The sequence below is a fragment of the Plantibacter elymi (nom. nud.) genome, assembly GCF_900177795.1.
Classification (GTDB): domain Bacteria; phylum Actinomycetota; class Actinomycetes; order Actinomycetales; family Microbacteriaceae; genus Plantibacter; species Plantibacter elymi.
Genome location: NZ_FXWJ01000005.1, coordinates 510,709 through 521,729, shown reverse-complemented (window position 1 = coordinate 521,729; position 11,021 = coordinate 510,709). Strand labels below are relative to the sequence as shown.

The 11,021-nt window shown below is 66.5% G+C and carries 10 protein-coding genes and 1 tRNA gene; 7 read left to right on the top strand and 4 right to left on the bottom strand.

Translation table 11 applies throughout. The features are described 5' to 3' along the window. From CCK91_RS17565 to CCK91_RS17545, 5 genes are all read left to right on the top strand, one after another. The coding region (locus CCK91_RS17565; protein WP_119863574.1) for an aldehyde dehydrogenase family protein at window positions 1–801 on the top strand (801 nt) is incomplete at its 5' end. A gap of 122 nt (window positions 802–923) precedes the next feature. Then, complete coding sequence (iolB, locus tag CCK91_RS17560) at window positions 924–1,862, top strand: 5-deoxy-glucuronate isomerase (RefSeq protein WP_086475139.1); 939 nt, start codon at window positions 924–926, stop codon at window positions 1,860–1,862. Next, window positions 1,862–3,784, top strand: a complete 1,923-nt coding sequence (gene iolD, locus CCK91_RS17555) for a 3D-(3,5/4)-trihydroxycyclohexane-1,2-dione acylhydrolase (decyclizing) (protein ID WP_086475094.1) — start codon at window positions 1,862–1,864, stop codon at window positions 3,782–3,784. Before iolB ends, iolD begins: the two co-directional genes overlap by 1 nt. Window positions 3,785–3,826: 42 nt before the next feature. After that, entirely contained in the window at window positions 3,827–4,750 is a 924-nt protein-coding gene (locus CCK91_RS17550) for a sugar phosphate isomerase/epimerase family protein (RefSeq protein ID WP_086475093.1), read from the top strand. A 38-nt stretch (window positions 4,751–4,788) separates the two neighbouring features. Continuing rightward, a complete protein-coding gene (locus tag CCK91_RS17545; RefSeq protein ID WP_086475092.1) occupies window positions 4,789–5,850 on the top strand; it encodes a Gfo/Idh/MocA family protein in 1,062 nt (353 codons plus the stop codon). 170 nt (window positions 5,851–6,020) lie between these two features. Here CCK91_RS17545 and CCK91_RS17540 read toward each other — a convergent pair whose 3' ends face one another. Beyond that, the gene (locus tag CCK91_RS17540; protein WP_165767085.1) at window positions 6,021–6,623 is read right to left on the bottom strand and encodes a cysteine hydrolase family protein; all 603 of its coding nucleotides are present in this window, start codon (window positions 6,621–6,623) and stop codon (window positions 6,021–6,023) included. Window positions 6,624–7,109: 486 nt separating this feature from the next. Between CCK91_RS17540 and CCK91_RS17535 the strand changes: the two genes are divergently transcribed. Then, on the top strand, window positions 7,110–7,298 hold the full coding sequence (locus CCK91_RS17535) for a helix-turn-helix domain-containing protein (protein WP_086475090.1): 189 nt from the start codon (window positions 7,110–7,112) through the stop codon (window positions 7,296–7,298). After that, window positions 7,295–8,449: a tyrosine-type recombinase/integrase gene (locus tag CCK91_RS17530; RefSeq protein ID WP_086475089.1), complete on the top strand. Its 1,155-nt coding sequence runs from the start codon at window positions 7,295–7,297 to the stop codon at window positions 8,447–8,449. Before CCK91_RS17535 ends, CCK91_RS17530 begins: the two co-directional genes overlap by 4 nt. A gap of 188 nt (window positions 8,450–8,637) precedes the next feature. Here the strand turns inward: CCK91_RS17530 and CCK91_RS17525 are convergent. The 3 genes from CCK91_RS17525 to CCK91_RS17515 all read right to left on the bottom strand — a co-directional run bounded on the left by CCK91_RS17525 (window position 8,638) and on the right by CCK91_RS17515 (window position 10,888). Continuing rightward, a tRNA-Thr gene (locus tag CCK91_RS17525) sits at window positions 8,638–8,713 on the bottom strand. A gap of 35 nt (window positions 8,714–8,748) precedes the next feature. Then, window positions 8,749–9,384 carry a TetR/AcrR family transcriptional regulator gene (locus tag CCK91_RS17520; RefSeq protein ID WP_175117477.1) on the bottom strand — a complete coding sequence of 212 codons (636 nt, stop codon included), beginning with the start codon at window positions 9,382–9,384 and terminating at the stop codon, window positions 8,749–8,751. A 19-nt stretch (window positions 9,385–9,403) separates the two neighbouring features. Beyond that, window positions 9,404–10,888 (bottom strand): alpha/beta hydrolase, encoded by a 1,485-nt coding sequence (locus CCK91_RS17515; RefSeq protein ID WP_242664595.1) that lies wholly within the window; start codon window positions 10,886–10,888, stop codon window positions 9,404–9,406. Window positions 10,889–11,021: the final 133 nt, after the last annotated feature.

The following is an 11,021-nucleotide window of genomic DNA, read 5'->3' as shown; positions in this document are numbered from 1 at the left end:
GCGAAGTACGTGTACGAGACCGGCACCGCGCACGGCAAGCGCGTGCAGGCGCTCGGCGGGGCGAAGAACCACATGCTCGTGCTGCCCGACGCCGACCTCGACCTCGTCGCCGACTCCGCCATCAACGCCGGCTTCGGCTCCGCGGGCGAACGGTGCATGGCGATCTCCGTCGTCGTCGCCGTGGAGCCCGTCGCGGACGAACTCATCGGCAAGATCGCCGAACGCGCAGCGACCCTGCGGATCGGTGACGGCCGCCGGAACTGCGACATGGGCCCGCTCGTGACGAAGGTGCACCGCGACAAGGTCGCCTCCTACCTCGACGTCGCCAAAGCCGATGGGGCGACGATCGTCGTCGACGGCCGCAACACCCCGATCGACGGCGACCCGAACGGGTTCTGGCTCGGCCCGACCCTCATCGACAACGTCCCAACGACGTCGAAGGTGTACACGGAGGAGATCTTCGGACCCGTCCTCGCCGTCGTCCGCGTGGCCTCATATGAGGAGGGTGTTGCACTCATCAACGGCGGCGCGTTCGGGAACGGGACCGCGATCTTCACCAACGACGGCGGCGCCGCCCGACGGTTCCAGAACGAGATCCAGGTCGGCATGATCGGCATCAACGTGCCCATCCCCGTCCCGGTCGCGACGTTCTCCTTCGGCGGGTGGAAGGACTCCCTCTTCGGCGACACCAAGGCCCACGGCGCCGAGGGCGTCCGCTTCTTCACCCAGCAGAAGGCCATCACCTCCCGCTGGCTCGACCCCTCCCACGGCGGCATCAACCTCGGCTTCCCCCAGAACTGAGGCACCCCGGCCGGCCTTCGACAAGCGGGTCCTGAGCCCGTCGAAGGGCAGCCCCCCCCCGGATCCTGTCGAAGGGCAGGACCGAGCGGCAAGATCGAATCACACACGACGGAGTGAACACCATGCAGTGGATGTACGAGCAGGGCGACCTCTCCCGCGACGGCTGGGAGAGCGTCGTCGACGGGGCGACCGAGGGTTGGCAGCACACCGGTCTCCGCGTCGCCGAACTCTCGGGTGACGACGAGCTCGGGCTCCCGGCCGGTGCGGTGGAGCGCATCGTCATCCCGCTCGCCGGCTCGTTCTCCGTGCAGTGGTCGGACGGCGAGGGGAACGCCGACACCGCGGTGCTCGACGGTCGAGCGTCCGTCTTCGACGGCCCCACCGATGTCCTGTACCTCGGCGTCGGGGCGGCCGGGACGCTCCGCGGTTCCGGCCGGGTCGCCGTCGCCGAGGCTCCAGCGAGCACCGCGCTCCCGACCCGCCACGTGCGCGCCGACGAGGTGCCCGTCGAGTTGCGCGGTGCCGGGCGGTCCAGCCGGCAGGTCCACAACTTCGGCACGCCGGACGCACTCGATGCGGCGAAGCTCATCGTCTGCGAGGTCGTCACCCCGGCGGAGAACTGGTCGTCGTACCCCGCACACAAGCACGACGAGTCGGTACCCGGCGAGGAGTCGCTACTCGAGGAGATCTACTACTTCGAGTCCGCCGTGTCGAAGGGGCTGACGGCACCGGCGTCCGCAGACCCCTTCGGCATGTTCGCCACGTACTCCTCGCCCGCCGGGGAGATCGACATCACCGCGATCGTCCGCACGGGCGACATTGCGCTCGTGCCGTTCGGTTACCACGGGCCGGCGGTCGCGGCTCCGGGATACGACCTCTACTACCTGAACGTGATGGCAGGTCCAGACGACGAACGGGTCTGGCACATCAGCGACGACCCCGCACACGCGTGGATCCGCCAAAGCTGGGTCGGCCAGGAGGTCGACCCACGCCTGCCGTACACGGCCGACGCGGCACCGCACCACTCGAACGACAGCATCGACGCAGAAGGACGGCAGTGATGGCGACGAACTCCAGGACGAAGCGGATGACGGTGAGCCAGGCGCTCGTCGAGTTCCTCGGTCACCAGTGGACCGTGGACGGCGACCACCGTGAGCGGACCATCCCCGGCGTGTTCGGTATCTTCGGGCACGGCAACGTCGCGGGTCTCGGGCAGGCGCTCAAACAGGCGAACGCACTCGATCCCGACCTCATGCCGTACTTCCAGGCGCGCAACGAGCAGGCGATGGTGCACCAGTCCGTCGGGTACGCCCGCATGCACCGCCGCCTCGGTACCTTCGCGAGTGCGGCCTCGGTCGGCCCAGGTGCCGCGAACATGCTGACGGGTGCGGCCCTCGCCACCACGAACCGCCTTCCGGCGCTCCTGCTGCCCAGCGACACCTTCGCGACGCGCGTCGCTGACCCGGTCCTCCAACAGCTCGAGCTGCCGCACGACATCGGCATCACCGTCAACGACGCGTTCCGTCCGCTGTCTCGCTTCTTCGACCGGGTGCAGCGACCGGAGCAATTGTTCTCGATCGCCCTTGCAGCCATGCGCGTACTCACTGACCCGGCCGAGACCGGCGCGGTCACGATCGCTCTCCCGGAGGACGTGCAGGCGGAGACCGTCGACGTCCCACTCGAATTCCTGCAGAACCGTGAATGGCACCTGCGCCGTCCGCTGCCGGAACGAGCTGCACTTGCCCGCGCCATAGCTGCGATCCGCGGGGCGAAGCGTCCGATCATCATCGCCGGCGGGGGCGTGATCTACTCGAACGCCGAGGAGGCGCTGCGGCTGCTCGTCGAGGCGACCGGCATCCCCGTCGGCACCTCGCAGGCCGGTGGTGGGTCGCTCGTGTGGAACCACCCGCAGAACGTCGGCGCGATCGGTGCCACCGGGACCACTGCGGCGAACCGTCTCGCAGCGGAAGCAGACGTCGTGATCGGCATCGGCACTCGCTACAGCGATTTCACCACGGCGAGCCGCACGGCGTTCCAAGCCGAGGGCGTGACCTTCGTCAACGTCAATGTCGCGAGCTTCGACGCCTACAAGCACGGGACGCAGATCGCCGTCGTCGCCGACGCACGGGAGACGGTCGAAGCGCTCCATGGTGAGCTCGCTCGGTTCCGAGTCGCTGCCGACTACGCCGAGACCGTCCGCCGTGAAAAGGCGGCATGGGACGCGACCGTCGACGCCGCTTTCGAGCCGTCGGGACTCGCCCTCCCCGGACAAGCCGAGATCATCGGTGCCGTCCAGTCGTCGACCGAGCCTGAGGACGTCATCGTCCAGGCGGCGGGATCACTCCCCGGTGACCTCCACAAGTTGTGGCGCGTGCGGGACGCCCTCGGCTACCACGTCGAGTACGCCTTCTCCTGCATGGGGTACGAGATCGCCGGCGGTCTCGGCGTGAAGCGAGGTGCCGAGGCGAGCGGGTCCGACCGTGACGTGGTCGTGATGGTGGGCGACGGGTCGTACCTCATGCTGCACACGGAGCTCGTGACCGCGGTCGCCGAGGGCATCAAGCTCATCGTCGTCCTCATCCAGAATCACGGGTACGCCTCGATCGGACATCTGTCGGAGACGGTCGGTTCCGAGCGCTTCGGCACCTGGTACCGCAGCCTCGATCCCGAGGCCCGCAACTTCCAGGGCGAGCAGATCCTGCCCGTCGACCTCGCCGCCAACGCGCGCAGCTACGGCGTCGACGTGATCGAGGTCGAGCCCGGCGCCTCGTCGATCGACGACCTTAGGGCGGCCATGGCGACTGCGAAGGCCTCCGACCGGACGACGCTCATCCACATCAACAGCGACCCGCTGCTGTACGCACCAGATGGCGAGGGTTGGTGGGACGTCCCCGTCCCGGCAGTTTCCGAGCTACCGAGCACGCAGCGTGCGTACGAGGAGTACGCCGAGATCAAGGCCACCCAGAAGCCGCTGCTCGGCTGAGTGCCCGACCAGAATCCCACGAACGAGTACCGAAGGAACCCCATGTCAGAACCCGCCACCACTCCGTCGATCCGCATCGGCACCGCCCCCGACTCGTGGGGTGTCTGGTTCCCCGACGACCCGAAGCAGGTCCCGTGGGAGCGATTCCTGGATGAGGTCGTCGCCTCCGGATACGAGTGGATCGAACTCGGACCGTACGGCTACCTCCCCACCGACCCGAACCAGCTCGCCGACGAACTCGGCTCCCGAGGGCTCAAGCTCTCGGCGGGGACCGTCTTCACCGGCTTCCACAAGGGCGACGACCAGTGGAAGCGTGCCTGGGACCAGGCGCTCGACATCGCCGGCCTCGTCTCGAAGCTCGGGGCCGAGCACCTCGTCGTGATCCCGGACCTGTGGCGGAGCGACGCGACGAGTGAGGTCCTCGAGTCCCGCACGCTCGACGATGGGCAGTGGACGAAGCTCGCCGCCGGTCACGATCGTCTCGGCAAGGCCCTCCTCGAGGAGTTCGGGATCAAGCAGCAGTTCCACTCCCACGCCGACAGCCACGTCGGGACGACCAGGGAGGTCGAGCGCTTCCTCGCCGCGACCGACGAGCGATACACGAACCTCTGCCTCGACACCGGCCACTTCTCCTACTACGGCGGCGACAACCTCAAGCTCATCGACGACCACCCGTCGCGGATCGGTTACCTGCACCTCAAGCAGGTCGACACGAGCCTGCTCTTCGACGTGCTGAAGAACGACGTGCCGTTCGCTGAGGCTGTCACCCAGGAGATCATGGTCGAGCCGCCGTTCGGCGTACCGGAGCTCGGCCCGATCATCGAGCGCGTCGCGGCACTCGACCCGCAGATCTTCGGGATCGTCGAGCAGGACATGTACGGCTGCTCGATCGATCGCCCGTTCCCCATCGCCAAGCGCACACGCGAGCACATCTTCGGCGAGACCGCCGCTGCCCGCGTCAGCTGACACCCGTTCCACCTCCGATCACGAAAGGCATCTCAGCCATGCGCATCACCTCGACCATTACCAGTCCCACCGACACCGAGCGAGAGCCGGGCGACATCCGTGTCGGTGTCATCGGCGCCGGTGTCATGGGTGCCGACCACGTCAAAAGGATCACCGAGCGGGTCAGCGGTGCCGTCGTTTCCGCCGTCATCGAGCCCGACACCGGACGCGCTGCCGCGGCTGTTGCGGCTGCGCCCGGCTCGGCCGCGTTCACGAGCCTCGAGGACGCGATCGCCGCGCAGGCCGTCGATGCCGTGCTGATCGCCACTCCGGGCCAATTCCACGAACCCGTGCTCCTGCCGGCACTCGCGGCCGGCCTCCCCATTCTGTGCGAGAAGCCGCTCACCCCGAGCCCCGTCTCGTCCTTGAAAGTGATGGAGGCCGAGCAGCAGCTCGACCGCCCGCACATCCAGGTCGGGTTCATGCGCCGGTTCGACGCCGAGTACCAGCAACTGCGCGCACTCGTCGACTCCGGCGAGGCCGGAGAACTCCTCATGCTCCGTGGGGTGCATCGCAATGCAAGCGTGGCTGAGAGCTATACGCAAACAATGCTTATCACCGACTCCGTCGTTCACGAGTTCGACGTACTGCCGTGGGTTGCCGGATCGACAGTCACGAGCGTGGAGGTAAAGTTCCCCCGCCGCAATGCGTCGGCTCCTCGACACCTCCGCGAACCCATACTCGTGCTCATCGGGCTTGAGAACGGTGTGCTCGTCGACGTCGAGATGAACGTCAGTGCCCAGTTCGGCTACCAGGTCGGCACAGAAGCCGTCTTCAGTCAGGCTGTCGCGCGCATCGGCCAGCCTTCCGGCCTGCAGCTCTGGCAGGGCGGACGCTTCGGCGTCGGTGAGCACACGAGTTTCGTAACACGCTTCGCATCCGCCTATGACGCGCAGGTACAGCGCTGGGTAAATGCCGTCCGCTCCGGCGCGCTCGTTGACGGCCCGAACGCTTGGGACGGCTACAAGGTTGCGCTCGCTTGTGAAGCCGGCGTCGCAGCCCTTACCACCGACGGCCCGGTGCCAGTCGCCCTGCCTGAACGTCCCTCCTTCTACGCCTAACCCTCCGATGGTCAGGCGACAAGACGACCTCATTGACGGAGCAGAGGCTTCGCCCGCAGCGCCTGTCCACTAACCATCTGAAACAAACAGACGGTCTCCGAAGCCATGTGGCGTCGCAGACCGTCTGTTTCATCGGACCGAGGTGCGCGCCGACGGATCCCGCCGGCCCGTTACCCGGCAGTGCTTACGGACGGGCCCGCGAGCGCCACCGGAGCCGTGATGGCAGCGATCGCCTCTCGCCAAGGAAGAACGGTCGCGAACGCGGCGCCCATGATGTCGAGCGAAGCCTCGTGCTGCCCCGGCGCCCCCGCGACACCATCGGACGCGACGTACATGTCGAAGTCACGCATGTACCCGGAACGGACCGTCGACTCGACACAGATCGATGTCACCGTTCCGAGGACCAGTACGGTCGTGGCACCCAGCGTTCGCAGGAGCTGCTCGAGCGGGGTGTTCAGGAAAGCGTCATACCGGTTCTTGTCGATGACAGCCTCACCCTCCTGAGGTGTCAAGGCAGTGTGGATCTCCGCATCCCAGCTGCCGCGCTCGAGCATCTCGAAGTTCGGCGGAAGGAAGCCCTCCATCCTCAGTGGAAGGTCGACCATCCCAGGCCGGAAGACACTCCGGGTGTAGATGACCGGCACACCCGTGGTGCGCGCCGCAGCGATGGCTTCGGCGTTCTCGGCTATCACCGAGTCGATGTTGGGCATTCCCATACCCAGACTCGGCAACGAACCCTCAGGGTGGATGAAACCGTTCTGCATGTCGATCACGAGTAACGCGCTGGACATTTCGTCTCCTTGCTCGGCAGGTATTACGCGGTCACAGGCAATGGGACCGCGCGGCCGTGGTTGGCCTACGAACCGGCGCGTTAGACCCAAGATGTCGATGCATACGATCGAGAGTGCCTCCCCACCGGACATCCGTCGAATCGGTGGGCGCCCTCGCCGAGGACACCCTCAGGCAATCAGGTGTCCGCGACGAAGACGTATCGGGATCGTTACCGGGATGTAAATTCCAGCAAGGGCATCGCTCGAGGCTCGACGAAGATGTGCTGGCGCCCAATCGTGCGTCCGCGAGCTGGTCAGCTCAGGGCGCCATCGAGTTGTTGGATCATCCCTGAAACCCAACCGGGCCTGAAACCAACCTCGGAGAGCCGATGGATGGCGTAATCCGCGGAGGTCCGCCGCTTACGGCGCCTACCGGCAAGAGCAGTCGCAGGGAACCTACTCGGACGCCCAACGACTGATCGGATCATCATGCCAATCGACAAGCTCCTGCTCACCGCCGAAGAGGCAGCAGAATCACTCGGAGTGGGTCGCTCCACCGTCTACGACCTCATGAGGCTCGGCCACCTGTCCAGCGTCAAGATCGGACGCGCCAGACGCATCCCCGTCGCCGCGCTGCACCGCTTTACCCGCCAGCTCGCAGGTGAAGACCAGGCGTGAGTCAGCGCGCAAACGGTGAGGGGTCAATCTACAAACGCGACGACGGCCAGTGGACTGGCGCAGCGTACGTGCTGGCCGCGAACGGAGCACGAAAACGTCGGACCGTCTACGGACACACCAAAGCGCAGGTAGCCGCCAAGCTCCGCGACCTCATCACCCAGACAGACGCCGGCGTCCCAACCGCCGTCTCTGGTTGGACCGTGAGGACCTACTCCGAGCACTGGCTCACCCACATCGCACCGAGCGTGCTCCGCCCGACGACCAGGGCCAACTACGAGTGGGTTCTGCACAAACACGTGCTCCCATCGCTGGGCACGAAGAAGCTCGAACAGCTGACACCACAACAGGTCCGCGAAATGCACACCGACATCGCGCGCACGGGCGTCTCAGCCCACACCGTGCGACTTGCTCACGCCGTGCTCCGCAGTATCCTCGCCGAAGCAGCCCGCGAGCAGCGCATCGGGCGCAACGTCGCATCACTCGTCCGCGCGCCCAAGATCGAGCACCAGGAAGTCGATCCGTGGACCGCAGAGGAGGCTTCCACCTTCATGGAGTCCAGCCGAGACTCACAATTCGCCGAACTCTACGTACTCGCGCTGACGCTCGGACTTCGCCGGGGAGAGCTGCTCGGCCTGCGCTGGGCAGACATCAACGCAGAGCGGACACAGCTCCGCATCCGGCAGACCGCTCACCGCGCGGGAACCGGCCAAGGGATCTCAATCGGTCCGACGAAAACCGCTCGCTCGCGTCGGACCCTGCCCTTACCAGCGCGAGCCATGACAGCGCTCAAGACTCGAGCCGCGAACCAACTTTCGGATCAGCGCGCCGCTGGCGGTGCCTGGACCGATTCCGGACTCGTCTTCACCACACGGACAGGCACACCCATCGAACCGAGCAACCTCCGGCGCAGCTTCGACAAAGAGATCACCGCTGCAGACGTGCGCCGGATCCGTTTCCACGACATGCGCCACACCTGCGCATCGCTCCTTCTGGCCCAGGGCGTGCAGATGCGCACGGTCATGGAGATCCTCGGGCACGCCAATATGGCGATCACCTCCGACATCTACTCCCACGTCGCACCGACGACCCTTCGGAACGCCTCAGACGCGATGAACGCCGCGCTCGACTCCCCCGCCGCAGGACCGGAATGACCATGCACGTTCACCGTTGTTCGCTGCCGTTCGCGGCGTCGTTGCTACATGCGTTGCTACACGCGTTGCTACATTTTCACGCCTATTCGGCAGCTGTCGCCCAGTTTGGCCGGTCGGACCGGCTTACGAGGGGGCAAGAAAAAAGCCGCTGACCTGGGTGTTCCAGGGCAACGGCCGGGTGATGCTGGTGGAGCCGCCCAAGGGAATCGAACCCTTGACCTTCTCATTACGAGTGAGATGCTCTGCCGACTGAGCTAGGGCGGCGCGTGCGCTGGTCGCCCGGCGCACGAGTATCCATGTTAGCGCAGCTTTTGGACCGTCGTGTACAGCTCGGCGAAAGAACGACGGATCCGCTCGGCGAGGGAGCCGGGGGTCGGCGCATCGGCCCAGCAGCGCCAGGCATGACGCAGGCCGGCGAAGCCCACCATCGTCACCATCCAGCAGCGGTCGAACAGCGCCTCCGCGTCCTCCGCGAGCGTCGGGTCGTCGTTCAGCACCCGCCGCTCGACGACCTTGTAGAGGCCCTCCTCGAAGCCGCGCATGCTCGCGATCCGCGCACCGAGCAGGTGCGGGTGGTCGCGCAGGACGTCCTTGCGGAGATGGTGGATCTCGACGTCCTCGTCGGCGTCACCCACGGTCCGGGCCAGGAGCTCCCCCAGATCGGTGAGTACGTCGGTGGCGGGCCCCGCGGTGAGGAAGGCGTGCAGGGCGTCTCCATCTGGGATCAGCGGGATGTCGCCGATCAGCGCCTCCTCCTTCGTCCCGAAGTAGTTGAAGAAGGTCCGCGGCGAGACCTCCGCTCGACGGCTCACCTCCTCGACCGTCACGTTCTCGAGCCCCTGCTCACTCGCGAGCGTCAGCACCGCATGCTGGATCGCCCGACGCGTCGCGAGCCGCTTCCGCTCGCGGAGCCCGAGTTCAGCCGGCGCCGTCATGGTCATCAGGATCCCGCCGTCAACTGCACATCGGGTCCTTCGACGGCACCGTGCCGTCGATGAGGTACTGATCGACCGCCTGGTTCACGCAGTCGCTGCCCTTGTTGTAGCCCGTGTGACCCTCACCCTTGTAGGTGATCAACTGACCTTTGTCGAGCTGCTCCGCGAGGTTCTGCGCCCAGACGTACGGCGTGGCCGGGTCGTTCGTCGTCCCGACGACGAGGATCGGCGCAGCACCCTTCGCGTGGATCTCCCCACGCTCGGTCCGCGTCTGGTACGGCCAGTTCGCGCAGAACGTGTCGCCGTAGGCCATGTACTCGCCGATCACGGGAGCCGCCTCCTCCAGCTGCTTCGCCTCGTCGGCCATCTTCGTCTTGTCGTCGTCGTAGCTGTAGTCGAGGCAGTTGATCGCGTTGAAGGCCTCGGTCTGATTGTCGGCGTACTTGCCGGACTCGTTGCGACCGTTGTAGCCGTCGGCGAACTGGAACGCGATGTCGGTCCCACCCTGCATGACCTCGGCGAACATCTTGCTGAGGTACGGCCACGCATCGGCCTGGTACAGCGGGTAGATGATCGCAGTGAGCAGCGTGTTGCCGCCCAGCTCACGTCCGTCGTCGCCGGGGATCGGGTTCGCGTCGACCTCGTCGAGGAGCGTCTTGATCTCGGTCATCGCGCTGTCGACTGAGCCCTTGAACGGGCAGTCCTTACCCGTCATGCAGTCCTCGAGGTAGGCACGCAAAGCACTTTCGAAGCCCTTGGCCTGCTCCTTGACGACCTCGAAGTTCGACGTCGACGGGTCGATCGCACCGTCGAGCACGAGTCGGCCGACGTTCTTCGGGAAGAGCTCCGCGTAGGTCGCGCCGAGGAAGGTGCCGTACGAGTACCCGAGGTAGTAGAGCTGCTTGTCGCCGACGGCCGCGCGCAGCATGTCGAGGTCCTTCGCAGCGCTCTGCGTGTCGACGAACTCGAGCATCTTGCCCGTCTCCTCCGCACAGGCGTCGCCGAAGTCCTTCGCAGCCTTCTCGTTCGCGGCGATCCACTCGTCGGAGCCGCGCTTCCCCGGCGTCACGTCGTACAGGTACGCGTCCATCTCGGAGTCGGTCAGGCAGGTCACCGGCGTCGACTTACCGACACCGCGCGGGTCGAAGCCGACGACGTCGAAGTTCTCCTGGAGGTCCTTGTCGACCGCGAAGTCGAGGCTGTCGGCGACGAGGCTGTACCCGGAACCACCCGGGCCACCCGGGTTCATGAAGAGCGAGCCGATCGGCTTGCCGTTCGTCGCCTGGTGCCGCACGAGCGCCAGGGAGAGCTCGCCGTCCGAGGGGTTGTCCCAGTCGATGGGCGCCTTCGCCGTGGCGCACTCGAAGCCGTCGGCACAGCCACTGGTCTTCCAGTCGAGCTTCTGCTCGTAGAAGGGCTTCAGCTCGGCGGCGACGTCGCTCGTCGCGGGCGACGAGGACGACGTCGTCGGCTCAGCGGCCTTCGGTGGCAGGAAGGCCGTCACGCACCCACTCAGGGTGAGCGCCGCAACCGCGAGACCAGCCACCAGGGCGACCCGCGCCGCACGGCGCGCACCGGGACCCCTGCGACGGGGTGCACCGGTCGATCCCGTCGAGTCCGACGGCTGCTGCCTGGGC

What these genes read in the sequence shown, in the direction of transcription:
- iolB (WP_086475139.1), top strand. Translation starts at nt 924, where the DNA reads ATGCAGTGGATGTACGAGCAGGGCGACCTCTCCCGCGACGGCTGGGAG.
- iolD (WP_086475094.1), top strand. Translation starts at nt 1,862, where the DNA reads ATGGCGACGAACTCCAGGACGAAGCGGATGACGGTGAGCCAGGCGCTC.
- CCK91_RS17550 (WP_086475093.1), top strand. Translation starts at nt 3,827, where the DNA reads ATGTCAGAACCCGCCACCACTCCGTCGATCCGCATCGGCACCGCCCCC.
- CCK91_RS17545 (WP_086475092.1), top strand. Translation starts at nt 4,789, where the DNA reads ATGCGCATCACCTCGACCATTACCAGTCCCACCGACACCGAGCGAGAG.
- CCK91_RS17535 (WP_086475090.1), top strand. Translation starts at nt 7,110, where the DNA reads ATGCCAATCGACAAGCTCCTGCTCACCGCCGAAGAGGCAGCAGAATCA.
- CCK91_RS17520 (WP_175117477.1), bottom strand. Translation starts at nt 9,384, where the DNA reads ATGACGGCGCCGGCTGAACTCGGGCTCCGCGAGCGGAAGCGGCTCGCG.